Raw genomic sequence first — 26,021 nt, forward strand, 5'->3', positions numbered from 1 at the left:
TGCTCGCAAGGGGCAGCGTCAACCGACGAAGCTGCTCCCGCAACTATGCATTCCAGCCCAAAAAAGGATCTTGATTTTTGTAGGTCATATGTCCTAAAAATCTCTAGGTCAATCGTCCTAATTAAATGAGAGCCTTTTGGCAGAACGCATTCAGAGGAGTGGGAACATGGTCGCTGCGATTACGCGGCAGCAGATTGTCGAGGCTGCAGACAAGCTGTTCTACGAGCGAGGTTTCGAGGCGACGTCCTTCGCAGACATCTCGGCGGTGGTCGGGCTTTCGCGCGGGAACTTCTACTACCACTTCAAGACCAAGGACGAGATTCTCGAAGCCGTGATCACCAATCGCCTTTCAAAGACCCGGGCGATGCTCGATGCGTGGCAGGTTGAAGCAAAAAGCCCGGCGGATCGCATCCGTCGCTTCATCCAAATTCTGATCATGAACCAGACAAAGATCATGGCGTATGGCTGCCCCGTCGGCACGCTTTGCAATGAACTCGCCAAGCTCGATCATATTGCCAAGAGCAGGGCGGCCGAGCTTTTCACCGTGTTCCGCGACTGGCTGTCGCACCAATTTACAGCCCTGGGCCAAGGCACCAACGCAGAGGAGCTCGCCATGCACGTTCTCATGCGCAGCCAGGGCGTGGCCGCGCTCGCGACCGCATTTCGCGATGAGGCCTTCGTCCGCCGTGAGGTCGAAGACATGTGCCAATGGCTGGCAGCGCAGCAACCAACTTCAATCACCCACACAGAAACCGCTTCCGTCCAGAATTCTTGAGGGCCGTCATGTTCGTCGTTACACTCAAATTCTCCGCCAACAAGGCCAAAGCGCCTGCTTTAATGGAAGGGCACAATGCCTGGATCAAGCGAGGCTTCGACGAGGGCATTTTCCTCCTCAGTGGAAGCATTCAGCCAAGCGCCGGCGGAGCGGTTCTCGCCCATAATACCTCGCGCGCCGATCTGGAAACACGCATTCAGCAAGACCCTTTCGTTGCGGAAGATGTCGTCACCGCCGACATCCTTGAGATTGCGCCCAGCCGTACCGACGACCGCTTGGCCTTTCTCAAGAGGTAAGAGATAAGCGCGACGATCCCGGCCCCAGACGGGCAGCGGTTCTGCCGTTGGTATTCATGCCCTACCGCGACAGCGAACCGCCGCGAATTCCCGTCTGGGCCGCGTTGACAAGGTAGGCAGCCATAGCCTCGCGGCCGCGACGTGGCGCTCAGGCCGAGTGGCGGCTTGCGTTGCCGAAAAGGTCGTCGCACGTGATCCAAAAGCATCCATCGACCGTAGACATGGCATCGAAGAATCGTGCACCGCTACGACGGACGTTTGATGCGTATGATCACGACCATAATCGCTATCTTGCTCGCGGCGACGTCTTCGCAGGCCGCTCCCGAGCGCTACTCAGCCCAGGACATACGGGACGGAATCGTCGGCCGTCGGATCTTTCTTGCCGTGCCCTTTGGCGGCGAGTTTCCGCTCAATTACAGGCGGGGCGGCAGCGTCGACGGCAACGGCGAGGCGCTCGGTCTTGGCCGCTTTGCCAAGCCGAACGACACAGGCAACTGGTGGATCGAATCCGATCGTCTCTGCCAGAAGTTTCGCAGCTGGTATGACGGCAGGCCCATGTGCTTCGATCTCTACCGCATCGATGACAAACGCCTGAAGTGGATCCGCAACGACGGCAAGTCGGGCACGGCACGCATCGGGCCGCAACTGTGAGCGGTTCGGGATCGGGAATGCCCGTGGCCGCGCAACGGACCCGAGCGGCGGCCGGTCGCACCGTGGGACAAGCATATCGCCAGGAGATTGAAAAATGCGCCTGTTCGCAGCATTCCTCGTCGTCGCGGCCATGAACATGACCTTGGCGATTGTGCCGGCACAGGCACGCAGCTTCTCGTTCGAGGATTTCTTTGCCGGCAGGACGGTAGCCGAGGGCAGCTTTCGCGCCATCACCGGCCTGCAGCGGACGTTCACCGTCGCGCTCCACGGAAAATGGGACGGGCGCACGCTGACGCTCAGGGAAGACTTCACATTTGACGACGGCACCCGGGACCGCAAGACCTGGCGCTTCGTGAAGACCGGACCCGACAGATACCGCGGCACACGCGAGGACGTGGTCGGCGAGACGCTGGTCAGAATCGACGGCAACGTGGCGCGTTTCACCTACCTTGTCTATCTCGATGCCGCCAACCGGAGGAACAAGGTCCGTTTCCACGACACGATGACGCTGAGGGGCAATGGAACGGTGCTCAACTCAGCCTACGTCACGAAATTCGGTTTGCCGGTCGCATGGACGCGCGTGGAATTCAGGAGGCGTTGAGCGATGTCGGGAACACGGGGCATCAGTGAAGACAGGCGCGGAACGGCGCCTGGTGCACGGGCCCTCGTCTATATCGCCTATGCCCTTCCCGCCCTGCCGCTGGCGGCACTTGCCCTGCCGCTCTACGTCATCGTGCCGACGTTCTATTCGGAAGCAATCGGTTTGCCGGTCGCGGCGGTCGGCACGGTTCTCCTCGCGATCCGCGTCCTCGACGCGGCCACCGATCCCCTGTTCGGCTGGCTTGCCGACCGATGGCGCGGGCGCGCCGGTCGTCGCCGCGGCTTCTTCCTCGCCTCGCTGCCCCTTACCGCAGGTTCCGCCTTCATGCTCTTCTGGCCATCCGGAGAGGCGGGCCTTGGCTATCTCGCCTTTTGGGCCGCGCTTGTTTCGATCGGCTTCACGTGGACCTCCCTGCCCTACACCGCCTGGGGCGCGGAACTGTCCAGCGACTATGCGGAGCGCACGCGCATCTCCGCCTTCCGCGAGGGCGCCACGCTGATCGGGATTCTGCTTGCCACGAGCCTGCCCTTCTCGATCGGGTTGACAGGCGGAGGAGGGATGCACGGACTTCAGGCGATGGCGGTTCTCGTCGCGTTCCTGCTACCGATTTCGGGTCTCGCAGCCGTAGTGCTCGTACCCGAACCTGTGAACCGTTCGTCAACAGAACTCGGGTTCTTCGAGGGAGCGGCCTTCATGGCCGCAAACCGGCCGTTCCTCCGGCTTATCGCCGCCTTCCTGCTCAACGGGTTTGCCAATGCCATTCCGGCCACCCTGTTCCTCTATTTCGTCTCCGACCGGCTGGGTGCGCCGGACTGGCGCGGGCCGCTGCTTCTCGTCTACTTCGCCTGCGCAGTGCTCGGCGTCCCGCTTGCGGTGAGGGCTGCCCACCGCTTCGGCAAGCACCGCGCATGGTGCGGTGCGATGCTGGCGACCTGCCCGATCTTCGCCCTATCGGGCTTTCTCGGCCCCGGCGACGTGGGCGCGTTCGTCGTCATATGCGCGCTGACGGGCCTGCTGCTCGGCTTCGACCTTGCCCTCCCGCCGTCGATCCAGGCCGACGTGATCGATCACGACACCGCCCGCTCGGGTGCGCAGCGCTCCGGCCTCTATTTTGCGGCATGGAGCCTTGCAACGAAGTTGTCGCTCGCAGCCGCGGTTGGGCTGGTCTTTCCCTTGCTCGCTCTCTCCGGCTTCAACCCGCAGGCAGGCGGTAGCGCACCGAATTCGTCGGAGGTGCTAGCGATGCTCTATGCCTGGCTGCCGATCGTCCCGAAACTTGCGGCAATCTGGCTGATGTGGCGCTTTCCGATCGACAGATTGGCGCAAAGGGAGCTGCTTCGCCAGATCGGAAGCGGGAAGCCGGACCCGGCTGATCCGAAAGCACTGCGGCCCCGTAGTCGAGGAGGATCGACATGAACGTGAGGCTCAAATTGGTTAGCAACAACCAACCGAACCGGAAGGACATCCCGCGCAAGGTGGCCTGGATTACCGGAGCAAGCTCGGGCATCGGCCGTTCCCTTGCCATAAGGCTGGCGCAGAACGGGTGGACGGTCGCTGCCAGCGCTCGCAACGCGACCGCACTCGAAAGACTCGCGGCGGTGCTGCCGGGTATTATCCACCCCTATCCGCTCGACGTCACCGACCGCAAGGCGACTGCGGCCGCTCTCGCCGCAATCGAGACGAACCTGGCACCTGTCTCCCTCGCTGTCTTCGGTGCGGGAACCTACCGGCGCGAGACGCTCGCAAGTTTCGACGCCGGAGAGATCGGCGAAATGGTCGGGCTCAACATCATGGGAACCGTCAACTGCCTGGAGGCGGCGATGCCACAGATGACTGCGCGCCGGTCCGGCCAGATCGCCGTCATGGCGTCGGTAGCAGGTTATACCGGCCTGCCCGGTGCTGCCGGCTACGGTGCGACGAAGGCGGCGCTGATCAACATGTGCGAGGCACTCTATCCCGAACTCGAGCGTCACGGCGTTCGGATGACCGTCATCAACCCCGGCTTCGTCGACACGCCGCTGACGCAAAGGAACGACTTTCCCATGCCCTTCCTGATCTCTTCGGAGGAAGCGGCGGGCCTCATCCTGAGGGGGCTCGACAGGGGAAGCTTCGAAATCGCCTTTCCGTGGAAGATGAAGATGTCGATGAAGCTTTTGCAGGCGCTGCCTCCGCGCCTGCGCTTCGCGCTCACCCGGCGAATGATTCGCAACGACGCGTGACGTCACGGCCTTTCCAGGCGGAACTGGTACACGCCGATCCTGCCGGTACGAAAACCTGCAGCACAGTAGTGCAGATAGTACCGCCACATCCGAAAGAAGCGTTCGTCGAAGCCGAGCGGCCGTATCGCCGCCCAGTTCTCCACGAACGCGCGTTCCCAGTGCACAAGCGTCTTCTCGTAGTCGCGACCAAAGGAGAATGAATCGCTGACGGCCAGGCCGGACGCAACCGCCCTTTCCCTGAAGATCGTCGGCGACGGCAGCATGCCGCCGGGGAAGATGTAGGTCTGGATGAAATCGGCATTGCGCCGGTAGTGCTCGAAGCGCGTCTCGTCGATGGTGATGACCTGGATCATCGCCTGACCGCCCGGCGCCAGCAATTGCCGCAGCCGATCGAAGTAAAGCCGCCAATTCTCCTCGCCGACTGCCTCGAACATCTCGATCGAGACGACCTTGGTGAAGCGTCCCTCGCAATCGCGATAGTCCTGCAGCCGCACCTCCGCCCGGCTGGACAGGCCCGAGGCCGCCAGCCGCGACCGCGCATACTGCGCCTGCTCCGCTGACAGCGTCAGTCCCGTGACACGGCAACCGGTGCGCGACACGGCATGCTCCATGAACCCGCCCCAGCCGCAGCCGATCTCGAGCACATGGTCCTCCGGACCGATCCGAAGCGCCTCCACGATCCGCTCATACTTCGCTCGCTGGGCCTCGGGCAGCGGCTGCGCCTCATGCTCGAAGACGGCTGCGGAATAGGTCATCGTCTCGTCGAGCCAGGCGCCGTAGAAGGCGTTGCCGAGATCGTAGTGGAAGGCGATGTTGCGACGGCTGCCTGCGCGCGAGTTGCGCCGCAGCCGATGCCGCAGATAGGCAAGCTTGCCGATCAGCGGCGACGACGCTAGCACCGGACGCAACGCCGGCTCGTTGGCGATCGCCAGCTCCATCACCGCCCCCAGATCCGGCGAATCCCAGTCGCCGTCGAGATAGGCGCGCGAAAAGCCAAGGCTGCCGCCTGTCAGAAGACGCCAGAACGGTCGCGCATTGTTGAACCGGATGGCGGCGCACGGGCCGGCTTCCTCGCCGACTGCCACGTGCTCCCCGCCGCAGGGAAACTGAAGCAGGATACGCCCGCGATCGATGCGGTCGGCCCAGCGGCAAACAAGCTGCTGCCAGAACGACCGGCGCGGCGCAAGGAAAGTCGGGACCTGTTGTTCAGCCTGGCTCATGCTGTGGTTCTTCCGATGGATTGCGGGAAACGATGGTGGTGGCGACGGGGATCTCGGCGGGGCGATGGCGATGGACAGGAACGCCCTTCATCCAGAGCCGCAGCGCCTCCCAGTGGATGCCGCCCATGACCTTCAGCGTCATCAGCGGATATTTGAAGAGCATGGAAAGCAGCCGGCGATCGGATATCTCGACCCGCTTACCGGAGAAGGTGGCGACCAGCAGCGGCCCCTCACCGTCTCGTTCATTGATCGCGATCATCACGCGCTCGCCCGGCGGCTCTATGCAGAAATCGTAGCGGCAATCCATCGGCACGAAGGGCGAGACATAGAGTTCCTTGGCGCAGGACTGCCGGATCGTGCCATCGCCCGCGCCCGCGACAGGGATCACATAGGTATGCCGCTCGTGGAAGGTGTTGCAGACCTCATAGAGGACGGCCCTGACCGCCCCGTCCGACCCGCTGCAGAAGTAGACGGTCAGAGGATTGAACACGAAGCCGAAGATGCGCGGATAGCAGAGCAGACGGATGCGGATACCGTCGACATCGACCCCGGCGTCGATGAGCTGGCGCTCGACCCAGACACGCAGCCCGCCGGCCGTGCCGTCGCCGTGGTCGGCATCCTGGAAGGAATACAGCGCTCGGCGATTGTGACCGAACAGCCGCAGCCTGCGGTCCAGCGACGGCAGCTCGTCGAGATCCAGCAGCACGGAAAACACGCGATAGCGCAGTCGATGCCGGCGCGGCCGATGCCGCGCGTGCATCACTGCACCGACATAGAGGGTCGAGCCGCTTGTCATTGCGCCATCGCAAGGCTGGCGGTGGACGGGATGCGGCCGGACTCATTTTCGACGGACCAGGGTCGGCGCTGGCCGCAGATCGCCTCAGCCACCGAAAGCCCTGATTGCAGGCCATCCTCATGGAAGCCGCTTCCGAAATGGGCACCGCAGAACCACACGCCACCGCGCCCCTGCAGGCGCCAGAGTTCCTTCCGCGCCGCAAGCGCTGCCGTGTCGAACAGGGGATGGTCGTAGTCGACCTCAGCGATGATCCGTTCCTCGGGGATATCGCGGTGGGGATTGAGCGTGACGAACAGCGGCGTGGCCGGATCGATGCCCTGAAGCCGGTTCATCCAGTAGGTGACGCAAAGCGGCCGTTCGCCGTCCCGCTCCGGCTCGCCGATGTAGTTCCAGCTCGACCAGACCTTTTTGCGTCTCGGCATCAGCCGCTCGTCGGTGTGCAGCACGGCGGTATTGGCCGTGTAGCCGATCGCGCCCAGCAACTCCCGCTCCTGCCCGAGGGGATCGGCGAGCATGGCAAGCGCGCGATCGGAATGGGTCGCGATCACGACGTCGGTGAAGATATCGCGGTTGCCGCGCCAGTCGGTCACCGACACAGAGCCCATGTCGCGGCGGACCTCGCGGACGGCGCTGCGCAGGCGGATTTCCCCGGAAAAGTCGGCAAGCAGCCGTTTGACATACTCGCGGCTGCCGCCGGTCACTGTGCGCCAGCGCGGCCGGTCGGAAAGGGCAAGCAGGCCGTGGCTTTCGAAGAAGCGGATGAACGCATGAAGGGGATAGTCGCGCATCCGCCTCGCCGTCGTCGACCAGATCGCCGCCCCCATCGGCAGGAGGTGATCGGTTACGAAGGCGGGACTGTAGCGGTTTTCGTCAAGGTACTGGCCGAGCGTCTTCGACGCCAGCTCCTCGCCACCAAGCGCAGCCGGCGCCTCTTTGTAGAAACGCAGCGTATCGGACAGCATGCGCCAGAAGCGCGGTCGCAGTACGTTGCCCGGCTGGCCGAGCAAGCCGCCGATCCCGGAGCCTGAGTACTCGAACGCGCCGCCATCGAGCGATGCCGCAAACGACATGTCCGAGGCCTGGGTCGACACCCGCAGATGCTCGAACAGGGCGACAAGGTTCGGATAGTTGCGGTCGTTGTAGACGATGAACCCGGTGTCTACCGGGATCGGGCCGTCGCGCGAGGGCGCCGATACCGTGTTGGCATGGCCGCCCGGCCTGTCGGCCTCCTCGTAAAGCACGACGTCCATGCTGCGGCCGATGAGCCAGGCAGCGGACATTCCGGATATGCCCGCACCGATCACGGCCACCCGCCGGCGGCGCGGAACGTCGGCAAGATCGCGGTCGACGCGCATGAGAACCCTTTCCATCAGCAATAGTTTTGCCTCTACATACGAAGGAAACGCACAACCGGATTGATACCGGCGCAGATTTTTGAACAATGGTGATCCGGCACACAGTCGCCGCCGTAACGACTTGCATGACGATCGCAGTCCCCATACCGGCGCCCGCGTGCCCCGACATCCCGATCCCGAAGCCCCGGCGCGATTGCGCGGCGGGACTTCGGGTCAACATGAAGCGTGCACGGATGAGCGAGACCGCCAGGGAACTGACAAAGGACGAAGCCCGCGCGCTGCTCGAAGCGGTCGGCCGCGATCGGGATATGGCGGCCTTCGAGGCCCTCTTTCGCCACTACGGTCCACGTATCAAGGCCTACATGGCCCGGCTGGCCCGCGACGGCAGCATTGCCGAGGAACTGATGCAGGAAACCATGATTGCGGTCTGGAACAAGGCCGCCCAGTTCGAGCCGGGCCGCGGCAACGTCTCGACCTGGATCTTCACCATCGCCCGCAACCTGCGGATCGATGCCTACCGTAAGACCCGGCGGCCGGATTTCGATCCGAACGACCCCGCTTTCGTCCCCGATGACACCCCGCCGGCGGACGCCGTCGTCGAGGAGCGGCAGGAGGCCGAGCGGCTTCGCAGCGCGATGGCGGTGCTGCCGCAGGAACAGCTCGAGCTGCTTCGCCTTTCCTTCTTCAACGATTGTTCGCACAGTTCTATCGCCGAGACGCTCAACCTTCCGCTCGGCACGGTGAAGTCGCGCATCCGGCTCGCCTTCGCCAAGCTGCGCGCGGCACTGGAGGACGGACAATGACGGTCCGTCACCATGTCAGCGACGAATTGCTGCTCGCCTACGCTGCCGGCACGCTCGAGGAAGGCTGGCGGCTCGCCGTCGCAACGCATCTGGCGCTCTGCCCCGATTGCCGCAAGCGGCTTTCGCTGATGGAGGACGCAGGGGGCCAGTTGCTTGAGGAGATTGCTCCCGAGCCGGCGCTGGCGACGTCCTTCGAGCGGTTGCGACAGCGCGTCCTGCACGAGGGTGCGGCGGCCCGGCCCTCCCCTGCAGGCACGCGCTCGGCCGCGCCGGCTCGCGCCGCTTCGCCGGTCCTGCCGGAGCCGCTTCGCTCCTATGTCGGAGGTGATGTCGAAACGCTGAAGTGGAAGTCGCTCGGGCGCGGCGCCTACCACATTCCGATCAAGACCGACGACGGGACGACGATGGTGCGGCTCCTGCGGATACCGGCAGGCAAGCCGGTGCCCGAGCACGGCCACGGCGGCCGTGAACTCACGCTCGTCCTCAGCGGCAGCTTCCACGACGGCGAAGAACTGTTCGCGCGCGGCGACCTCGAGGAGGCCGACGCCAACGTCCAGCACCAGCCGGTGGCAACGCCCGGCGAAGACTGCATCTGCCTCGCCGTCACTGATGCGCCGCTGAAGTTCAGAAGCTGGCTGGTGCGACTGGTCCAGCCGGTGCTCGGCATATGATCGGCGTTCGGGAGCGCGCACCGGCATGACCTACCTGATCTCGTATCTGGCAACGGCGCTTGTCTTTCTCGGCCTCGACTTCGTATGGCTGACGCGCATCTCGCCAGCATTCTATCGCAGCCGAATCGGCGAGCTTCTTCTGGCGCAGCCGAATTTCGCCGCCGCCGCGGCCTTCTACCTGCTCTATGTGACGGGCATCGTCTATTTCGCCGTCGTCCCGGCACTGAACGCCGGAAGCTGGACCTCGGCCCTTCTATCCGGCGCCATCCTCGGCGTCGTCGCCTTCGGCACCTACGACATGACGAACCTTGCGACGCTGAAGGGATGGTCGCTGCAGGTCAGCCTCGTCGACATGCTGTGGGGGATGGTGATCACGGCCACTTCAGCGACCGCCGGCTACATGGTGACCATGCATTGGTTCCTACCCACCAGATCGTGAGACAGCCTCCACGCGTGAAGGCGCAAGCACATGCAGCACCCTTTCGCAGCACCCTTTCATCGGGATTTCGAATCCTGTCCTTCAACGGCCAATGCGAGGAAGGGCGATATCTGCAGGGTGGGTGGCGGTGGTAAATGCCCCCGCACAGATGCGGGGGCAGGCAGTGTTAAGGCACACCGCTCTCAGGCGTGCGTGATCTTCGTGCCGAGCACGTTGAGGCACTCGCGCATGAAGGCTGCAAGGCCCGTCCAGCCTTTGGCCGAAACCATGTTGCCGTCAACGTAGGCTTCGGTCGGCTTGACGTCGATGTAGGTTCCGCCGACAGCGGTCACCTCCGGTTCGCAGGCGCCCAGTCCGGCGACCTTTCGTCCCTTCAGCACGCCCGGCACCGCCATCAGGATCTGCACGCCATGGCAGATCGTGAAGATCGGTTTGCCGGTTTCGTGAAAATGGCGAACCATGTCCTGGACGCGCTTGTCGGTGCGGATGTATTCCGGGCCACGGCCGCCGGCTGCGTAGACCGCGTCATATTCCTCTACGCGCACTTCGGAAAATGTCTTGTTGATATCAGCATAGTGACCCAGCTTTTCCGTGTAGGTCTGATCGCCCTCGAAGTCGTGAAGCGAGGTCTTGATACGATCGCCGGCCGACTTGTCCGGGCAGACGACGTGGACCGTGTGGCCGACAGCCTCCATCCCCTGCTGGAACACGTAGATCTCATATTCCTCAGTGAACTCGCCGGTCAGCATGAGGATTTTCTTACCGCTCATGTCATGTCTCCTGTGTCGTGAAATTTATGCAGTGCCCGGATTTGGCCGGACACTGCCTTCTGATCAGAATGGGGAGTTGGGGAAGTAGAACTGGTCGGCATTGTCAGGCGTGATCAGGGGCGCCCCGAGCAGGAAGGACCCGCGCACCGGGGCCTGACCGCTGAACTGCGCCGCCGTCATATACATCGCCGACTTGATCATCGAGGGCGGATAGGGCGTCGAGATCGGCGTGCGCTCGTTCTTCTCCTTCACCATCTCGATGACCTGCTTCATGCCGTTGCCACCGAGCGCATATTTGATGTCCTTGCGCCCGGCATTGTCGACGGCCTCCAGCACGCCGAGCAACATGTCGTCGTCGTTGGCCCAGACCGCGTCGATCTTCGGGTACTTTGCAAGATAGTCCTGCATAAGCTTGAAGGCCTCGTCCTGATTCCAGTTGGCATACTGGATGTCGAGAATCTTGATGTTGGTCTTGTTGATGACGTCGGAAAATCCTTTGATGCGCTCATCGTCGATGACGGTCGGAATGCCGCGCAGCACGACGATCTGACCTTCGCCGCCAAGCTTGTCGGCGAGCCAGTGCGCCGTGTTGGCGCCCACGGCGATGTTGTCGCCGGCGACGTAGAGATCCTGGACGTTGGGGTCCGTGAGGCCGCGGTCGACCACGGAAATGAAGGTGCCGTTCCGTTTGATCTGTTCGACCGGCCCGGTGAGTTCTTCCGAGGTGAACGGCAGGATGACCAGTGCGTCGAGCTTGCGGCTCGCCGAAAGGTCTTCCAGCGCAGAAACCTGCGCAGTTGCAGAGGATGCGGTCGAAAGCACGACATCGATGTTCGGGAACGCGGCCTCGATCTCCTTTTCGGCCTGCTCGGCATGGTAGACGACTCCCCCCGTCCACCCATGCGTTGCGGCGGGGATCGAGACGGCCATCGTCACCTTCTTATCCTCCGCCTGTGCACTGCCGAGCGGCAGCGCAAGAGCCAATGCGGCAGTCGATAACAAGAATCCAGCTTTCCGGATGATAGACTTCATATTCTCCTCCTTTTGAAGTCAGTGCTGTTTTCAGCGGTTTGCAGTAAAGCGGTGCGCCAGCATGGCGATGATGATGATCGCGCCCTGGACGGCGGCGACGAGGTATTCCGAGACCATGTCCGAAAGGACCATGACGTTAGCGATCACCTCGAGGATGAGGGCGCCGGCCACGGTGCCACCGATCCGCCCCCGTCCGCCGCGAAGAAGCGTGCCGCCGATCACGACGGCTGTGATGACCTGCAACTCCCAGAGCTGTCCGGTCGTCGGCGTCGCAGCGCCGAGGCGGGGCACATAGCAGATCGCAGCGACCGCGACGCAGAAGCCCTGGATCACGTAGGCAATGGTGCGCACGGCAGCGACATTGACGCCGGAAAAGCGTGCCACTTCCACATTTGATCCGGCAGACGTCAGGCGGCGTCCATATTTGGTCTTGTAGAGCAGGAACGCGCCGAGCAGGACGACGACAAATGTGATGAGGACCGGATAGGGAATACCGAGAAAGCTGCCGAAATAGACTGGCCGATAGGCTTCGCGCAGGCTGCGGTCGATCGGTAGCGAGCCGCCATCCGTCATGAAGGTGATGAAGGCGCGGAAAATGCCCATCGTGCCGAGGGTGACGATGAACGGTTCTATTCGCCCGACGGTCACGATCAGTCCGTTGAAGAGGCCGCAGAGCGAGCCGACCACCAGAGCAACGCCGGCTCCCATGGGAATGGCCCAGGCCGCGTAGGAGGGAGCGAGATGGTTCATCGCCATGATCATGATGCCGGTCACGAAGGCCATCATCGAGCCCACCGACAGGTCCAGCCCACCCGACGAGATCACGAAAGTCGCCCCGACCGCGATGATCGCAACAAAGGCGCTGCGCGTGATCACGTTGATCAGGTTTGCCGACGACAAGAAGTTAGCATTTACCAGCGCGCCGAACAGCACGATCACTGCGAGCGCTATGAAAGGCGCCAGATCGGCCCAACGGATGCGAATGCCCTCATCAGCCGGTGAGACTGTTACTGCCGCTGTCGTCATGTTCATCCTCCCCGACGCCTTCGCGCCCACCGGTCGTGGCAGCGAAGACGACATTCTCCTCATTGATTTCATTGCCGCGAAGCTCGGCTACGATCCTGCCGGCCCGCATCACGAGGACGCGGTCGGCGAGGCCGACGAGCTCCGACATCTCCGACGAGATGACGATGCAGGCCTTGCCCTCCCGCACCATCGCGTCGATAAAGTCATAGATCTGGCTCTTGTTGCCGATGTCGATGCCGCGCGTCGGCTCATCGATGATGATGACCGAGGGATCGGCCAGCATGACCTTGGCGAGCAACAGCTTCTGCTGGTTTCCGCCCGAGAGCTTCCCCGCCTCCAGCCGCAGAGAACGGACGCGGATATCGTAGTCCGCAACGACCCTTTGGAGGCGGGATTGTTCCTCCCGCCTGTCCAGAACTACGCCGGGATTGACCGCGTCAAGCGCCTGAAGCGTCAGGTTCGGACCAAGCTTCTCCTCCAGAAGCAGGCCCTTTCCCTTTCGGTCTTCGGTCAGGTAGACGAGGCCGCCTTCCATCATCGTGCGGACCGACCGGTGTTTGATATCCTTGCCGTTGAGAACGACGCTTCGCGCCTGTGACGGACGCAGGCCCATCAGCCCCTCGATCAATTCGGTACGGCCCGCGCCGATCATGCCTCCGATGCCCAGCACCTCGCCCGGGCTGACCGCGAAGGAAACCTTCTGCACGCCGTGATCGACCGACAGATCCGTCACCGACAGGATCGGCGCCTCCGTTGTGGTAGGCCGCTTGTGTGGGTAGAGCATGTCGAGTTCCCGCCCGACCATCAGCTCTGCCATTTCGCGCTGGCCGAGACTCGCCGCCGGCCACGTGCCGATCATGCGGCCGTCACGCAGCACGGTAATGCGGTCGGCAAGCGCCTGCACCTCGTCGAGGCGATGGGAAATGTAAAGCACCGCCACACCGTGATCGCGCAGCATCCTTACAATGTCGAGCAGCGCCGCAACCTCATCATTGGCAAGGACGGCCGTCGGCTCGTCCAAGATGACGACTTTTCTATCGTCCAGAAGTGCGCGGGCAATCTGCACGAGTTGGCGCTGGGCAAGCGGCAACTCGCCGACGCAATCGCGCGGGCGCGCTGTCGAGCCCACTCTTGCCAGCAATTCCGCCGTCCGCCGGTTCATCGAACGGTCGTCGACCATTAGCCCGCGGCCGATCTCACGCCCCAAAAACAAATTTTCCGCGACTGTAAGGTCCGCTGCGAGCAGAATTTCCTGGTGCACCAATACTATGCCGGCCCCTTCCGCCTCCACCGCGTTTCGAAACTCGATTGGCTTGCCATCCATGAGCAGCCGGCCTTCCGTCGGCGCAACGTGACCGGACAGCAGCTTCATCAGCGTCGACTTGCCGGCGCCATTTTCACCGATGATGGCATGAACCTCTCCCGCGCGGACATCGAGCGCCACATCCGACAGGACGGTGATCTGGCCATAGGTCTTGCCCAGGCCCTCTGCTTGGAGGGCTGAGGCCGCCGGACCCGCCGTCCGCGCCAAGGATTGAGGAGAAAGGACCGCGTTCATTCGAAAGCCGAAAGCAGCCGGTCGCGCGAACGTTCGATGTGGATGCGCATGGCATCGTATGCCGCTTGCGGATCACCGGACCGAAATGCGGCAAGCAGGTTCTCGTGCTCCTCGAGCGCCTCCTGCGTCACGCGCGTATGGAACATCAACCGGAAAATGTGCAGATGGACGTGCTGGTTCGACAACGTGCTGCGGATCACCTCGTTGCCGGCGATCTTCAATATTGCGTCGTGGAAATGTGCGTCCGCACGGGCAAAGCGCGAATAGCGCGTGTTGCGATCGACCGGCGCCTCGCCGTTACCCATGTCCGCCGCGGAGTTTTCAAGCTGCTGGAGAGCCTCAGGGGTCATATTGACCGTTGCGAGCCTGGCAGCCTCGGGCTCGATCAGCAGACGGAAAGCATAGAGGTCCTCGAATTGCTTCCTCGTCCATTGAGGAGCCGCACTGTAGCCTACGAGATGCTCCTTGCGAACGAGACCCTCGCGCTCCAAGCGGCTCAAAGCTTCGCGGATCGGGGTCTGAGAGACGCCGATTTCGCGTGCAAGCACGTCAATCGGGATCCGAGCACCGGGCGCAATCTCCAGGGACATCAGCCGGTGGTAAATATTGTCATAGACACCATCGACTACGCTGCTCGGGCGAAGGCTCATCCCCTTGGCTTCCCGTTCCGCTGCAAATGCCACTTTCATTCTCCGGCTGCTTCTTGACACGTTGGCATTTGTTGCAAATAAGATATCGTATGTCAAATACAATATCGTATATGATCCGATATAGGATTTAAGAATGAAACTCACGCCGGAACGGCTCCGGGGGCTGGCGACCGCTCTCCTCGAAGCAAGAGACGTGCCCCCCGCCAATGCTCGCCTCCAGGCTGATCTCCTTCTGGAAGCAGAATTGCGCGGACTGCCTTCCCATGGCCTGCAGCGGCTGCCGCTCATCCTTTCTCGACTGGACAAGGGGCTGGCCGATCCGCGGGCACGCGGGACCGGGACATGGCGTCGGCGGTCGTTTCTGAGCGTCGAGGGCGAACGCGGCCTCGGGCCGGCGGTGATGATGCACGCATTGCAAACCATGCGGCCCGTACTGGACGAGACGGGGATTACCATCGCTGCGATCCGCAATGCCAACCACATCGGCATGCTGGCCTATTATGCAGAAGCTGCAGCGAGGAGCGGCGTGATTGGCATCGTCATGTCGACCAGCGAAGCGCTCGTTCATCCGTTCGGTGGAACTCGGGCCATGCTGGGTACAAATCCCCTCGCCATCGGCATTCCCTCCGGCGACAAGCCCTTCATCCTCGATCTTGCAACCAGTGTCGTTTCCATGGGCAAGATCAACAATCATGCAATGCGCGGGGTGCCTATCCCGTCCGGCTGGGCCGTGGACAGCGAAGGTCGCCCAACGACGGATCCGCAAGCCGCGAAGACCGGGGCAATCGCCCCGTTCGGCGGTGCGAAAGGTTACGGACTTGGCCTTGCGATCGAACTTCTAGTTGCCACGCTTGCCGGTTCCAATCTCGCTCCCGACGTGAATGGAACACTCGACGACATCCATGCTGTAAACAAGGGCGACGTTCTCATCCTCATCGACGCGTCAGCGGGAGACGGCAACGCCCGCTCGCTTGCAGCATATCTCGACCATCTGCGCAGGTCCCCTCCGTCCGATCCTGCAAGCCCGGTAGCCGTTCCGGGTGATGGCGCGCGCAAACGCCGCGCCGCGACGGAACGCTTGGGAATAGAGCTGCCCCAATCGCTTTTGGAACACCTTCTAGCACTCGAAGCCGCCTGATTTATCGGAGGAGATACGGAATGAACCTATTCGGCACATTGAGGGCGCCGCGCGAACTGCTCTTCGGCACTGGCCAGCGTCATGCCCTCGGCGCTATCGCATCGAAGTTGGGCCGGCGCGCGCTGATCGTCACGGACACGCGCCTTGTCGCCGATGCCGATTTTCTGGCGCTCGCAAGGCAGCTCGAAGAGGCGGGACTCGCGGTTATGGTCGACAGTTCCACGTTGCCCGACGTTCCTGTCGAATCCGCCATCTCCAGCGCGAAGGGTGCCCGGAGTTTCGCGCCCGACCTCGTCATCGGCGTCGGCGGCGGCTCCTGCCTCGACATGGCAAAATGCGTCGCCCTGCTTCTGACCCATAGCGGCCGGCCGCAGGATTATTACGGCGAACATGCCGTACCGGGACCGGTGATGCCGTTTATCGCCGTTCCCACCACCGCAGGTACCGGATCGGAAGTGACCCCCGTCGCGGTGCTTTCGGATGCCGAGCGCAGCCTGAAGGTCGGCATTTCGAGCCCCTACCTGATCCCGACAGTCTCGATCTGCGATCCGGAACTGACCCTTTCCTGCCCACCGGCCCTGACGGCGATCGCGGGTGCGGACGCGCTGACGCATGCGATCGAGGCTTTCACCGCGATCAGGCGCGACACCGTCCCCGGCATCGCGCAGCAACGCGTCTTCGTCGGCAAGAATGAGATGTCCGACCATTTCGCGCTCAACGCTATTTCGCTCCTCTGGCAGGGGCTGGAGGCGGCCTGCAAGAACGGCGCCGACCGCGTCGCGCGCGAAAAGGTGATGCTAGGCGCGACGCTCGCCGGCCTTGCCTTCGGCGTTGCAGGCACCGCTGCCGCGCACGCCATCCAGTATCCGGTCGGCGCCCTCACCCACACCGCACACGGCCTCGGCGTCGCATGCCTAATGCCGTATGTCATGACGTGGAATGCACCACTCATACGAAATGAACTGGCGCAGATCGCAAATGCTGCGGGATTGGATGGGCCGGACCAGGTGATCCCCGCGCTGGTTTCCCTGCTCGAAAGGATCGGCATTCCCGCCACGCTCCGCGATCTTGGTCTCGAGAAGGAGCGGATCGACTGGGTGGCGGAGCAAAGCTCAGGCATCACGCGTCTTATCCAGAACAACCCCCGCGCCTTGAACCCGAACGAAATGCGCAATCTCGTCGCCGCCGCCTATTACGGCGACCTGGCCGGCCTGAATTAAAGGAAACCCGTCATGACGTCGCACACCAAGTTCTCCGGCTATGCCGATCCCATCCTTCACGCCGAAGGCCTCTACATCGGCGGCAGATGGCACAAAGGCGGCGGCATAGCCGTCATGGATCCTTCGACCGGCAACATGCTGACAGAGGTCGCGGACGCCTCCGTCGAAGATGCGATGCGCGCGGTCGATGCCGCAGAGGCCGCGGCCTCCGGGTGGCGCGCCACCCCTGCCCGCCAGCGCTCGGAAATCCTGCGCCGCTGGTTCCAACTCATGACGCAGCATGCCGAGGAACTTGCCACGCTGATCGCGCTGGAAAACGGCAAGGCCCTTCCTGATGCACGCGGCGAAGTGGCCTATGCCGCCGAGTTCTATCGCTGGTACGCCGAAGAGGCCACCCGCATTCCCGGCGAATACCGGCGTACCCCTTCCGGCTCGCACAATATCCTCGTCGACCACGAGCCGGTCGGCATTTCCGTCCTGATCACGCCCTGGAATTTTCCCGCCGCGATGGCGACGCGCAAGATCGGCCCGGCGCTTGCCGCCGGTTGCACGGTGATCCTGAAGCCCGCCTCCGAGACGCCGTTGACGGCCTACGCCATGGCCCGGCTTGGCGAGGAGGCCGGCGTGCCTGCCGGTGTGGTCAATGTACTTACCACGACCAGGCCGGCCGCGGTGACGAACGCCATGCTCGCCGATCCCCGTGTGCGAAAACTTTCCTTCACAGGTTCGACGGGTGTCGGCCGCACCCTACTCGCAGAAGCCGCCAAGTCGGTCGTCAGTTGCTCGATGGAACTCGGCGGCAACGCCCCCTTCCTCGTCTTCGACGATGCCGACCTGGAAGCCGCCCTCGACGGCGCCATGGTCGCGAAGATGCGCAATGCCGGCGAGGCTTGCACCGCCGCGAACCGCTTCTACGTTCAGTCAGGCATACACGATGCCTTCGTCGCCGGCCTTACGGCACGCATGGCCGCGCTGAAGATCGGTCCCGGCTACGATCCGGCTACGCAATGCGGGCCGATGATCACCAAGAACGCCGTGCGCAAGATCGACCGGCTGGTCTCAGAGGCGATCGCCGCAGGCGCCCGTGCGACGACCGGCGGCAAGCCGCTTGCGGAAGACGGCTATTTCTATCCGCCGACCGTGCTCGAGAACGTTCCCGCAGGCGCTGCAATCGCGAAGGAGGAAATCTTCGGCCCCGTCGCGCCGGTCTACAGGTTTGAAAACGAGGACGAGGCCATCCGCCTCGCAAACGATACCGAATACGGCCTTGCCGCCTATATCTACACCGGTGATTTGAAATGGGCGATGCGGGTCGGCAAGCGACTCGAAACCGGCATGCTCGGCATCAACCGGGGCCTGATGTCCGACCCGGCCGCTCCGTTCGGCGGCGTCAAGCAGAGTGGCCTCGGCCGCGAAGGCGGCGTGACGGGTATCCTGGAATTCATGGAGGCAAAGTATTACGCATTGGAGTACTGATCGTGGAGGGGAGGAAGATGAAATCACAGGACCATTACCGAATTCGCGACTTCGTTCCCGATTTCGACGCCATTGCCGCCGAATTCGCAGAGCGAAGCCGGGCGCTTTCTGCCGAGGCTAACGTGCTGAAGGACGTGCGCTACGGCGCACGTGCCCGGGAGGTCCTCGACATCATAATGCCGGATAGTCCGAAAGCGGGCGCGCCGCTGCACGTTTTCGTTCACGGCGGATACTGGCGCTCCGGTGAAAAGGAGAACTACCGCTTCGTCGCCGCCCCGGTTCTGGCGGCTGGCGGCATTGCCGCCATCGTCGAATACGACCTCATGCCGGGCGAGCGGCTTGGTGTGCTGGTCGATCAGGTGCGGCGGTCCGTGCTCTGGCTCCAACAGCATGCGGGCGACTTCGACGCTGACCCCCGCAGACTGACGGTTAGCGGCCATTCGGCGGGCGCCCATCTCGCCTCCTTCCTAGCGGCGACCGGGCCTGCCGAAACGACCGCACCCTTGCTTCCCTCGCTACGGGGGCTGCTGCTCCTGAGCGGCATCTACGATCTCTCCGAAATCCCCTACAGCTTCCTGCGCCACGAAGCCGAGATGACGGTCGCAGAAGCGGCTGCCTGGTCACCGTTGACGTCAAGTCAGCTCCCCTGCCCCGTGCGGATCATCGCCTTTGGAGGGGAGGAAACAAGCCCGTTCCACGAGCAGGCCTCAGCCCTCCGTTCGCGGCTCAGCGGACAGGGCGAAGTCGTTCAACAGCTTTCCCTGCCTGGCCTCAACCATATGAATATCGTTTTGAACCTGGCAGATCCTCTCGGCGAACTAGGACGCCGTCTTGCAGATATGGTTTCGACAATCCGATAGCTACGCATGAAGGGAGTTCGCTGTCGCTCCGCTCCGGATGTGCCGCTATGCGGAGAAATGGACAAAGTCTCCGGCGACGGACATGCCGAATTGCTCAATGATGGCACTTTCCAGATCACGCTCGCCAACCACAACGGCGGCGCGGCCGCCCTCAAGGCAAAACGGCAGGATAACAGCCTGCTAGGCGATGAACTGGCCAGATCGTAAAGCGTTGAATTTATGGTAAACAGTTCGTTATACGAAAGTAAAGAGACCGATAAGGTTCATTACATGGATTGCACCTGGAGCCAGCGCGTCGCTTCGATTTGTCGTCTCCCAAGCTCAAACTCAATCGGCAACAGAAAATAACACCGTCGCACCGCATGCGAAAGTGCCTGTTGCATGGAATATCGCTTCGGACCTCGATCGCGTCGCGTCAGGCAGTGTCGCTTCCGGCACGCGGCCGCTCCTTCCGGCGAGATCCGGTGAGCGATATCAGCGTGCGGCCGCAAACAGGCTGCTCTGCGGACCGTCACCCCACGATGTCATTGCCTCAGGGGCCGCACCTAGTACGCCACACACCCCATTCATCGTCTTCCTCGAGCGACAATTGGCGACGAGACGGACGATGGCTCCGGCGTCCGAAATAATCTCTACGATCTCGGTCCGCTGATTGATTTCGCCATTGAGGCGTTCGATCGGACTTGCTGAATGCCGCTGTCCCGGCGCTCCTTAGGGAGGGCCATCCAGGCGTGCGCCCCTCCCCGGCATCACCATGATGGCGACGCGTTCGGGCACTTTCGACCGAGCCTGGCCGGCGACGTTGCGCCACCAGGCACTCTTAGCCTCCGATGTATACAAATCAAAACGGAAACGACGCCCGCCACTCCTTCCGGCGTACGCCTTCCCGTTCCCGATGAGACAGACCCGACATCTCGGCGAGGTTGCCGATAGCACATTGGGGACGGAGCCTTTGAGGCTCTCATCGGTATTGGGAACGACGAGCTTCACACGGTGCGGAGGTTCCTGCTTCCACGCCTGGCAGCACCCGCCTGCCCTCGGGGCTGACCCCGACGAGAATGGTGCGGCTACTGCGCCGAACCTGCAGATACACCTTCACCTTGACATCGAACTCTTCGCACAGGCGGCTCAACTGCCTCTTGATCTGACGATGAGCGCCATCACTTTGACGCGATCGTAGACGGAACGCCCTGAGATGCCTTGGATACAAGCGTCGCCGACTACAGCCATCAGAGCCTCCTCCGCCATGCGGGAGCTAACGAATGCCTGGCAGGGTGGTGAAGGCGAAGATGGCAACCGCGCCACCCCTGCGGCGCCGCAATGAACTGCAAAAGTTGCCGGCCGGCAACTTTTCGACATCAGCAGCGATCGGGCGCAACAGGTCAGGGTCGCTGGCATCCGATGGTCTCGACCACCTAGGGAAGGGGTCTTCGACAAAGCATCTGCCCAAGTGCGAACGGACGCCACGTCTGTATCGCACAGCGATTCTTACGATTTTCTATTCCATCCGGCTCAACGTGAAAAATCGGGAAGCGTACAGCGGCGACCAGGTAGCCTCAGGATACCTTAAATCCGACAGCTATTCCGAAGACCAATCTGACGAAGAAAGTCGCGACATGTGCAACTTTCTTCAACTCTAAAGCCGGACGACACTTTTGGCGTATCGAGGATGGGATATCACCGCTGGATTGGAGCGCTCGCAGCAGTCGAGGACAAGCTTGGAACAACGACCATGGGCGTCGAGATGGGAGGGGAGGGGAGGAGAGGGGAGGGCGGACGACATAGCCATTGCGAACCCTACCGGTCTGGGGTTCGACACACGGCCTAGCTCTGCTTGCGTAGTCGGAAATGCGCTGATCGCGCGCGACGACCGCGTTGGAACCGGCCCGTTTCCAATCTCTCGGAGATCCTTGGCGATGGTGTCCTGCCTTGATGCCCAAAGTGTGTCGCGTCTATTTTGAGCCATTCTTCCGGAGCAGATTTTCGTCTGGGCAGAGGCGATTGGCGAAGGGCACACCCCGAGGTGCCGCCGAGCCGATCACCTCTAATCCGAGCAGGAAGATGCCCGCCCGTTCGGATTGGCTGAAACGGGCCGCCTGATCGACCGGACAACTCCGTTTGAGCCAGCAGAGTGGCTCCAAATAGGCGCGACACGCTTGTCTTATGGCGATCTTCGCTTCTTGTGAGAAAAAGAAACGCCGGCGAGGGCGGCCACCCTTGCCGGCGACGGGGGACGGATCGTGCACACGCAGGCCGTTTGACGGGCCGGGCTAAAGTTTGATCGCCCCCATCTTTTTCCAATCGTCCTGAACGGATACCCGAGCTTGGAGGCTCGGATGACAAGCATGGGAGACGGAAAAGATGCAACAGCTTGCCATTGGCGCAGACATCTCTAAAGACCATATCGACCTTCATCGTCTGCCGGACGGCGACAGGCTGCGGGCGACCAACGACCGCAAGGGTTTTGCCATCATCCTCAATTGGGTCGGCAACAGACCGGTCGAACGGCTCGTCTATAGGCCGACCGGCGCCTACCACAAGGCCTTCAAGCGCTTCATGCTCATGAAGGGCCTGCCGCTTTCCAAGGTCAATCCCCGACTTGCCCGGCGTTTTGCCGAAGCGACCGGCCGACTGGCAAAGACGGATCGGATCGATGCGGAACTGCTGGCGCGCTATGGGATGCTGCTTCAACCGCGCCTTCTGAGCGAAACCGGACCGGTTATCGCCGATCTGAAGGAGCTACACATGGCCCGCATGGCCCTGGTGAAGGACAGGACAGCCGCCAGAAACCGTGTGAATAACCTGTCCCGGCCGTTGCTCAAGCGGCAAAATACCGAACGCCTCGCGCAGATCCAGAAGCGTCTCGCCCAGGTCGATCAAGCCATCATGACCCTGATTGCCTCCGACGACGGCCTCAAAAGGCAAGGTTCGACATCCTCGTCTCCACTCCAGGCTTGTCGAAGGTCACCGCCTTCGCGCATCTCATCGAGATGCCTGAACTCGGGGACCTGGAGGAGAAAGCCGCAGCCTCTCTCTGTGTGGCCTGGCGCCCATAGGCCGACAGTCCGAACGCGCCTTCATCGCCGGCAGCATGGCCATCGTCCGGCAGGCGCTCTACATGCCAGCTCTGGTCGCGACCCGCTTCAACCCGGATCTCAAGGCCAGATATGATGGCCTGATCAAAGCCGGAAAAGCACCCAAGGTCGCCCTAACAGCCGTCATGCGAAAGCTGATAATCCTTACAAATGCCCTCCTGCGCCACAATCGAAAATGGACGCCAAAAACCGCTTGATCAAAACGGATACTTTAGTTCTATCGCCGACCGGCGATAACGATGCCGGAGATATGAAGGTCTTTCGTTAGGGGAGGGGATCACGTATTCAACGGTCGCCCATGCATCCAGTCTACGGGAAATTTATTTCAATACCGCCGATACGCCGCTTCGTACGCGCCTGTGAAATCGATGGCGCCTGAAGTCAGCGGGCTTCGCGCCGGGACGTCGATTTCATGACGTCAAACCTCAGCGTCTTCGGCGACCTGACGGCCAAGGGCATGTGGTTACGACGAAGACGTTCGAATTCTGCCGAGCAACCGCGAACGAAGGTGAGCAGAAGGTCTTCGGCATTCCACCGGAGAGCGACGTCGTACGCATCACGCGCGTGTACTACTGTGATGGACAACCTGTCACGCACACTCACATTTCCCTTCCCGGCCACAAGTTGCCTGGCATGGAAAAACTCGACATAGACAACCACTCGATCTTCCAGACAATACGGGAGCGGTATAGACTGACTGTCCAGCGCGCAGAGCGATGGTTTACCGCGGAACTACCCGATGCGGAATCCATCATCCGCATGGGCATCTCGGCAGATACGCCACTTGTCTCAATAGAATCAATTACTTATGCTCACGACGCAGCGCGCCGAAATACTACCTCACGTTGTATAATTCGGCCGTAGCACGCATCCATCTGCGTATTGACGCATAAACAATAGACCGTTCAGTACAAAAAATCGACATATCTGATCATAACCAGATTGAGAGCTGGAGAAGGGCGACCCAACCTGCTTTCCACGGCGTGAGGAGCGCCCAGAGGAAAGTTTACATAGCAAATCAGCATGATAGCGCGGAACCAGACCGCCTCCGTGAAGCGCCGATCCGTGCTGTGTCGAATGCGGGAGGAGTGTAGGGACCACCGTAGCCAGCTCGATTTTTCAGGCCACGTGGCCGCTGTAGCCGGCGGTGCGAGCGGTATCGGCCTGGAAACAGACAGGGCTCTTGCCTCCTGCAGCGCCGACATCGCGCTACTGGACATCGGTGAGGCGCGCTGGCGGCGGCAACTGCTGGCAGGTTCGCACCCTTCGGTGGCAAGGTTACCACCCACGTGGTAAGCGTCACCGACCCGGTCGACGTCAACGCCACCGCTGATGCCGTCATCGCGGCTCACGGCAAGGTCACCATCCTCATCAGCAGTGCCGGCATTGCCCGGCTGCACTCCGCCCTCGACTTTTCGAACGAGGAATGGCGCCTCGTCATGGACGTAAATGTCACGGCACGTTGCGCGCCTTCGGCAGCTACATGGTGGAGCGGCGAGGGCTGCATCGTCAATCTCGGCTCAATGTCGGGCCTCAGTCCACAGTTTACTGCCTCCTACGTCGCGAGCAAGGGCGCGGAACACATGCTGACAAGGGCGCTGGCGATCGAGTGTGTCGATAGCAGCGTGCGGGTCAATGCGGTCGCCCCGGCTATTTCGGCACGGAAATGACCGTCAAGATGCGCGAGCGGCCGGAACTGTTTAACGTCTGGATGGACATACGCCGATGAAGCGCTGCGGCGGGCCGTCCGAAATCGCTTCGACAATCCTTTTTCTTACATCCCCTGCCGCCAGCTGCGTGACCGGATCCATCCTGTCGGTCGATGTCGGCTATACCGCATTGCGAGCCTTTCAATGGACCAGACTACCTTCAGCCCCGCCGAACTGGAAAAACGCCAGGCCGTCATAGGGGCGTGCCTCGAGATGAACCGCATCGGCATCAACCAGGGGACCTCCGGAAATATCAGCCTCCCCCACGAGACTACATCCTCATCACGCCGACAAGCACGCCCTATGACAGGCTGACCACCGACAGCATCGTCCGTCTGGACATGGTTGGGAAGACGAGCGGCGGCTGCAGGCCTCCAGCGATTGGAGGTTCCATCGAGGCATCATGCTGACACGCCAGGACGTCAGTGCCATTGTGCATGCACACCCGATCTTTTCGACGATCATCGACATCATGGGGCTGCCCATTCCGCCGGTCCACTACATCGTCGCAGTCGACGGCGGCGACGACATCCGCTGTCCACCCTACGCAACGTTCCGAAGCCAGAAGCTTTCCGAACACGCAGATATGGCACTAACGGACCGCAAGGCCTGCCTGCTCGAACACCACGGCATCATCGCAGTCGGGACCACGCTGTACAAAGCTCTCTGGCTTTCGGTGGACGTGGAAACGCCCGCTCGGCAATACCACGGCGTCCCGCAACTCGGCGAGCCGCGCCTGCGGCCGAGGAAGAGAGCGCCCGGGTCCTCGAGAAGATGGCCAGCTACGGGCACAACGACCGATAGCAGCAGAGATAAGGCCATACCCACGGGGAAACCGTCGCTTCGCTTAAGCGGCTTGGCTACCCCGAGGACATCATCGGCCCGGTCAGCTTCTTCGCCTTCACCGGTCGGACTTCGTGACCGGCCAGTCGCTCAACGTCTGCGGCAGCATCTTTTCCACGGACGGGGCCGTGCGCAGCAACGCTGCCTCCTCCGCCTCACCATATCGAAGATTGTCATGCACGCGAACGCGTTGAAATTCCTGATCGGCGGAGCCTGGGTCGAAGCGATCGGCACGGGCCGCCATACTCTCATCAAGCCTGCCACGGAGGAGGCAATCTGCGAGATCGCGATGGGCGATGCCAACGACGTCGATCGCGCCGTCGCGGCTGCCAAGGCGGCCTTTCCGTCCTACTCGATGACGAAGCCAGAAGAGCGCCGGCGTTTGCTGCAGCGCCTGCACGAGAACTACGACGAGATCGCGGCCATGATGACAGAGGAGGAGATGGGGACTACCGCGAATTTCTCGCAGTCCACACAGACCTGGGTCGGCCGCGCGCATCGCGAAACCATCATCGACGTGCTACAAACCTACTCTTTCGAAGAGTTGGAAGAGTTGAGAGGCGACGTTCTGATCTCGCGCGTGGCTGTCGGTGTATGCGGCTTGATCACGCCGCGGAACTGGTCGATGAACCAGTTGGTGGTGAAGACAGTGCCGGCACTCGCCGCAGGCTGCACGCTGGTCGTCATGCCTTAGAGTCTGTCAGCGCTAAGCGGAATCGGTGGGGATTCCGTTTGCCTTTGATGTGTGATTCACTGTCATTGCTGGTGAGGAGGCCGGCAGTGATGGCGAGACCTCTATCTCTGGATTTGCGCATACG

Annotated in this window: 27 protein-coding genes and 1 pseudogene; 20 read left to right on the forward strand and 8 right to left on the reverse strand. The window is 62.1% G+C overall.

Features of this window, described 5'->3' with window-relative positions; genetic code table 11:
• Positions 1-166 precede the first annotated feature (166 nt).
• The 6 genes from HV823_RS20775 (at position 167) to HV823_RS20800 (ending at position 4,542) form a co-directional block, all read left to right on the forward strand.
• Positions 167-775, forward strand: coding sequence for a TetR/AcrR family transcriptional regulator (locus tag HV823_RS20775; RefSeq protein WP_176951653.1), 609 nt, complete (start codon positions 167-169; stop codon positions 773-775).
• An 8-nt stretch (positions 776-783) separates the two neighbouring features.
• Positions 784-1,071, forward strand: a complete 288-nt coding sequence (locus HV823_RS20780) for a YciI family protein (protein WP_176951654.1) — start codon at positions 784-786, stop codon at positions 1,069-1,071.
• Between the two features lie 267 nt (positions 1,072-1,338).
• Positions 1,339-1,722, forward strand: coding sequence for a hypothetical protein (locus HV823_RS20785; protein WP_246301825.1), 384 nt, complete (start codon positions 1,339-1,341; stop codon positions 1,720-1,722).
• Positions 1,723-1,816: 94 nt separating this feature from the next.
• Positions 1,817-2,323 carry a DUF3833 family protein gene (locus HV823_RS20790; protein ID WP_176951656.1) on the forward strand — a complete coding sequence of 169 codons (507 nt, stop codon included), beginning with the start codon at positions 1,817-1,819 and terminating at the stop codon, positions 2,321-2,323.
• 3 nt (positions 2,324-2,326) lie between these two features.
• Entirely contained in the window at positions 2,327-3,739 is a 1,413-nt protein-coding gene (locus HV823_RS20795) for an MFS transporter (RefSeq protein ID WP_176951657.1), read from the forward strand.
• Complete coding sequence (locus HV823_RS20800; protein ID WP_176951658.1) at positions 3,736-4,542, forward strand: SDR family NAD(P)-dependent oxidoreductase; 807 nt, start codon at positions 3,736-3,738, stop codon at positions 4,540-4,542. The genes HV823_RS20795 and HV823_RS20800 overlap by 4 nt, the downstream gene beginning before the upstream one ends.
• Positions 4,543-4,544: 2 nt before the next feature.
• Here HV823_RS20800 and HV823_RS20805 read toward each other — a convergent pair whose 3' ends face one another.
• The 3 genes from HV823_RS20805 to HV823_RS20815 are packed head-to-tail and all read right to left on the reverse strand — an operon-like array spanning position 4,545 to position 7,928.
• Positions 4,545-5,762 (reverse strand): SAM-dependent methyltransferase, encoded by a 1,218-nt coding sequence (locus HV823_RS20805; RefSeq protein WP_176951659.1) that lies wholly within the window; start codon positions 5,760-5,762, stop codon positions 4,545-4,547.
• Positions 5,749-6,558, reverse strand: coding sequence for a DUF1365 domain-containing protein (locus HV823_RS20810; protein ID WP_176951660.1), 810 nt, complete (start codon positions 6,556-6,558; stop codon positions 5,749-5,751). The genes HV823_RS20805 and HV823_RS20810 overlap by 14 nt, the downstream gene beginning before the upstream one ends.
• On the reverse strand, positions 6,555-7,928 hold the full coding sequence (locus tag HV823_RS20815) for an NAD(P)/FAD-dependent oxidoreductase (protein ID WP_246301829.1): 1,374 nt from the start codon (positions 7,926-7,928) through the stop codon (positions 6,555-6,557). Before HV823_RS20815 ends, HV823_RS20810 begins: the two co-directional genes overlap by 4 nt.
• Positions 7,929-8,146: 218 nt before the next feature.
• On the opposite strand from HV823_RS20815, the gene HV823_RS20820 reads away from it, so the two are divergent.
• From HV823_RS20820 to HV823_RS20830, 3 genes are read left to right on the forward strand one after another with little or no spacing between them, the layout of a single operon-like run.
• The gene (locus HV823_RS20820) at positions 8,147-8,716 is read left to right on the forward strand and encodes a sigma-70 family RNA polymerase sigma factor (protein WP_176951661.1); all 570 of its coding nucleotides are present in this window, start codon (positions 8,147-8,149) and stop codon (positions 8,714-8,716) included.
• On the forward strand, positions 8,713-9,387 hold the full coding sequence (locus HV823_RS20825) for a ChrR family anti-sigma-E factor (RefSeq protein ID WP_176951662.1): 675 nt from the start codon (positions 8,713-8,715) through the stop codon (positions 9,385-9,387). The genes HV823_RS20820 and HV823_RS20825 overlap by 4 nt, the downstream gene beginning before the upstream one ends.
• 25 nt (positions 9,388-9,412) lie before the next feature.
• Positions 9,413-9,826: a DUF2177 family protein gene (locus HV823_RS20830; RefSeq protein WP_176951663.1), complete on the forward strand. Its 414-nt coding sequence runs from the start codon at positions 9,413-9,415 to the stop codon at positions 9,824-9,826.
• Between the two features lie 182 nt (positions 9,827-10,008).
• Here the strand turns inward: HV823_RS20830 and HV823_RS20835 are convergent, their stop codons facing one another.
• The 5 genes from HV823_RS20835 to HV823_RS20855 form a co-directional block, all read right to left on the reverse strand.
• A complete protein-coding gene (locus HV823_RS20835; RefSeq protein ID WP_097142458.1) occupies positions 10,009-10,596 on the reverse strand; it encodes a DJ-1/PfpI family protein in 588 nt (195 codons plus the stop codon).
• Positions 10,597-10,659: 63 nt separating this feature from the next.
• On the reverse strand, positions 10,660-11,628 hold the full coding sequence (locus HV823_RS20840) for a substrate-binding domain-containing protein (protein ID WP_176951664.1): 969 nt from the start codon (positions 11,626-11,628) through the stop codon (positions 10,660-10,662).
• Between the two features lie 30 nt (positions 11,629-11,658).
• Positions 11,659-12,660: an ABC transporter permease gene (locus HV823_RS20845; RefSeq protein WP_425487683.1), complete on the reverse strand. Its 1,002-nt coding sequence runs from the start codon at positions 12,658-12,660 to the stop codon at positions 11,659-11,661.
• On the reverse strand, positions 12,620-14,212 hold the full coding sequence (locus HV823_RS20850) for a sugar ABC transporter ATP-binding protein (RefSeq protein ID WP_176951666.1): 1,593 nt from the start codon (positions 14,210-14,212) through the stop codon (positions 12,620-12,622). Before HV823_RS20850 ends, HV823_RS20845 begins: the two co-directional genes overlap by 41 nt.
• Positions 14,209-14,901, reverse strand: a complete 693-nt coding sequence (locus tag HV823_RS20855; RefSeq protein WP_176951682.1) for a GntR family transcriptional regulator — start codon at positions 14,899-14,901, stop codon at positions 14,209-14,211. The genes HV823_RS20850 and HV823_RS20855 overlap by 4 nt, the downstream gene beginning before the upstream one ends.
• 94 nt (positions 14,902-14,995) lie before the next feature.
• Between HV823_RS20855 and HV823_RS20860 the strand changes: the two genes are divergently transcribed.
• From HV823_RS20860 to HV823_RS27255, 11 genes and pseudogenes are all read left to right on the forward strand, one after another.
• Entirely contained in the window at positions 14,996-16,000 is a 1,005-nt protein-coding gene (locus HV823_RS20860; protein WP_176951667.1) for an Ldh family oxidoreductase, read from the forward strand.
• A gap of 20 nt (positions 16,001-16,020) precedes the next feature.
• Positions 16,021-17,220: an iron-containing alcohol dehydrogenase gene (locus HV823_RS20865; protein WP_176951668.1), complete on the forward strand. Its 1,200-nt coding sequence runs from the start codon at positions 16,021-16,023 to the stop codon at positions 17,218-17,220.
• A 12-nt stretch (positions 17,221-17,232) separates the two neighbouring features.
• Entirely contained in the window at positions 17,233-18,696 is a 1,464-nt protein-coding gene (locus HV823_RS20870) for an NAD-dependent succinate-semialdehyde dehydrogenase (RefSeq protein ID WP_176951669.1), read from the forward strand.
• A gap of 17 nt (positions 18,697-18,713) precedes the next feature.
• The gene (locus tag HV823_RS20875; RefSeq protein ID WP_176951670.1) at positions 18,714-19,556 is read left to right on the forward strand and encodes an alpha/beta hydrolase; all 843 of its coding nucleotides are present in this window, start codon (positions 18,714-18,716) and stop codon (positions 19,554-19,556) included.
• A gap of 57 nt (positions 19,557-19,613) precedes the next feature.
• Entirely contained in the window at positions 19,614-19,763 is a 150-nt protein-coding gene (locus tag HV823_RS20880; protein ID WP_176951671.1) for a hypothetical protein, read from the forward strand.
• A gap of 1,055 nt (positions 19,764-20,818) precedes the next feature.
• Positions 20,819-21,196 carry a hypothetical protein gene (locus tag HV823_RS20885; RefSeq protein ID WP_176951672.1) on the forward strand — a complete coding sequence of 126 codons (378 nt, stop codon included), beginning with the start codon at positions 20,819-20,821 and terminating at the stop codon, positions 21,194-21,196.
• 721 nt (positions 21,197-21,917) lie between these two features.
• Positions 21,918-22,848 (forward strand): annotated as a pseudogene (locus HV823_RS20890) (IS110 family RNA-guided transposase).
• Positions 22,849-23,110: 262 nt separating this feature from the next.
• Complete coding sequence (locus HV823_RS27395; protein ID WP_176951673.1) at positions 23,111-23,515, forward strand: GntR family transcriptional regulator; 405 nt, start codon at positions 23,111-23,113, stop codon at positions 23,513-23,515.
• 425 nt (positions 23,516-23,940) lie between these two features.
• Entirely contained in the window at positions 23,941-24,321 is a 381-nt protein-coding gene (locus HV823_RS27100; RefSeq protein WP_343051962.1) for an SDR family NAD(P)-dependent oxidoreductase, read from the forward strand.
• A gap of 55 nt (positions 24,322-24,376) precedes the next feature.
• Positions 24,377-24,559 carry an SDR family oxidoreductase gene (locus tag HV823_RS27105; RefSeq protein ID WP_281374119.1) on the forward strand — a complete coding sequence of 61 codons (183 nt, stop codon included), beginning with the start codon at positions 24,377-24,379 and terminating at the stop codon, positions 24,557-24,559.
• A gap of 204 nt (positions 24,560-24,763) precedes the next feature.
• A complete protein-coding gene (locus tag HV823_RS27255) occupies positions 24,764-25,897 on the forward strand; it encodes an aldehyde dehydrogenase family protein (RefSeq protein ID WP_343051963.1) in 1,134 nt (377 codons plus the stop codon).
• Positions 25,898-26,021: the final 124 nt, after the last annotated feature.

The organism is Mycoplana rhizolycopersici, from assembly GCF_013378445.1.
GTDB lineage: Bacteria > Pseudomonadota > Alphaproteobacteria > Rhizobiales > Rhizobiaceae > Mycoplana > Mycoplana rhizolycopersici.

Excerpts from the sequence above, each read along its gene's own strand:
- HV823_RS20775 (WP_176951653.1), top strand. The coding sequence starts at position 167 with ATGGTCGCTGCGATTACGCGGCAGCAGATTGTCGAGGCTGCAGACAAG.
- HV823_RS20780 (WP_176951654.1), top strand. The coding sequence starts at position 784 with ATGTTCGTCGTTACACTCAAATTCTCCGCCAACAAGGCCAAAGCGCCT.
- HV823_RS20785 (WP_246301825.1), top strand. The coding sequence starts at position 1,339 with ATGATCACGACCATAATCGCTATCTTGCTCGCGGCGACGTCTTCGCAG.
- HV823_RS20790 (WP_176951656.1), top strand. The coding sequence starts at position 1,817 with ATGCGCCTGTTCGCAGCATTCCTCGTCGTCGCGGCCATGAACATGACC.
- HV823_RS20795 (WP_176951657.1), top strand. The coding sequence starts at position 2,327 with ATGTCGGGAACACGGGGCATCAGTGAAGACAGGCGCGGAACGGCGCCT.
- HV823_RS20800 (WP_176951658.1), top strand. The coding sequence starts at position 3,736 with ATGAACGTGAGGCTCAAATTGGTTAGCAACAACCAACCGAACCGGAAG.
- HV823_RS20805 (WP_176951659.1), bottom strand. The coding sequence starts at position 5,762 with ATGAGCCAGGCTGAACAACAGGTCCCGACTTTCCTTGCGCCGCGCCGG.
- HV823_RS20810 (WP_176951660.1), bottom strand. The coding sequence starts at position 6,558 with ATGACAAGCGGCTCGACCCTCTATGTCGGTGCAGTGATGCACGCGCGG.
- HV823_RS20815 (WP_246301829.1), bottom strand. The coding sequence starts at position 7,928 with ATGGAAAGGGTTCTCATGCGCGTCGACCGCGATCTTGCCGACGTTCCG.
- HV823_RS20820 (WP_176951661.1), top strand. The coding sequence starts at position 8,147 with ATGAGCGAGACCGCCAGGGAACTGACAAAGGACGAAGCCCGCGCGCTG.
- HV823_RS20825 (WP_176951662.1), top strand. The coding sequence starts at position 8,713 with ATGACGGTCCGTCACCATGTCAGCGACGAATTGCTGCTCGCCTACGCT.
- HV823_RS20830 (WP_176951663.1), top strand. The coding sequence starts at position 9,413 with ATGACCTACCTGATCTCGTATCTGGCAACGGCGCTTGTCTTTCTCGGC.
- HV823_RS20835 (WP_097142458.1), bottom strand. The coding sequence starts at position 10,596 with ATGAGCGGTAAGAAAATCCTCATGCTGACCGGCGAGTTCACTGAGGAA.
- HV823_RS20840 (WP_176951664.1), bottom strand. The coding sequence starts at position 11,628 with ATGAAGTCTATCATCCGGAAAGCTGGATTCTTGTTATCGACTGCCGCA.
- HV823_RS20845 (WP_425487683.1), bottom strand. The coding sequence starts at position 12,660 with ATGAACATGACGACAGCGGCAGTAACAGTCTCACCGGCTGATGAGGGC.
- HV823_RS20850 (WP_176951666.1), bottom strand. The coding sequence starts at position 14,212 with ATGAACGCGGTCCTTTCTCCTCAATCCTTGGCGCGGACGGCGGGTCCG.
- HV823_RS20855 (WP_176951682.1), bottom strand. The coding sequence starts at position 14,901 with ATGAAAGTGGCATTTGCAGCGGAACGGGAAGCCAAGGGGATGAGCCTT.
- HV823_RS20860 (WP_176951667.1), top strand. The coding sequence starts at position 14,996 with ATGAAACTCACGCCGGAACGGCTCCGGGGGCTGGCGACCGCTCTCCTC.
- HV823_RS20865 (WP_176951668.1), top strand. The coding sequence starts at position 16,021 with ATGAACCTATTCGGCACATTGAGGGCGCCGCGCGAACTGCTCTTCGGC.
- HV823_RS20870 (WP_176951669.1), top strand. The coding sequence starts at position 17,233 with ATGACGTCGCACACCAAGTTCTCCGGCTATGCCGATCCCATCCTTCAC.
- HV823_RS20875 (WP_176951670.1), top strand. The coding sequence starts at position 18,714 with ATGAAATCACAGGACCATTACCGAATTCGCGACTTCGTTCCCGATTTC.
- HV823_RS20880 (WP_176951671.1), top strand. The coding sequence starts at position 19,614 with ATGGACAAAGTCTCCGGCGACGGACATGCCGAATTGCTCAATGATGGC.
- HV823_RS20885 (WP_176951672.1), top strand. The coding sequence starts at position 20,819 with ATGCCTGGCAGGGTGGTGAAGGCGAAGATGGCAACCGCGCCACCCCTG.
- HV823_RS27105 (WP_281374119.1), top strand. The coding sequence starts at position 24,377 with ATGAAGCGCTGCGGCGGGCCGTCCGAAATCGCTTCGACAATCCTTTTT.
- HV823_RS27255 (WP_343051963.1), top strand. The coding sequence starts at position 24,764 with ATGCTGACACGCCAGGACGTCAGTGCCATTGTGCATGCACACCCGATC.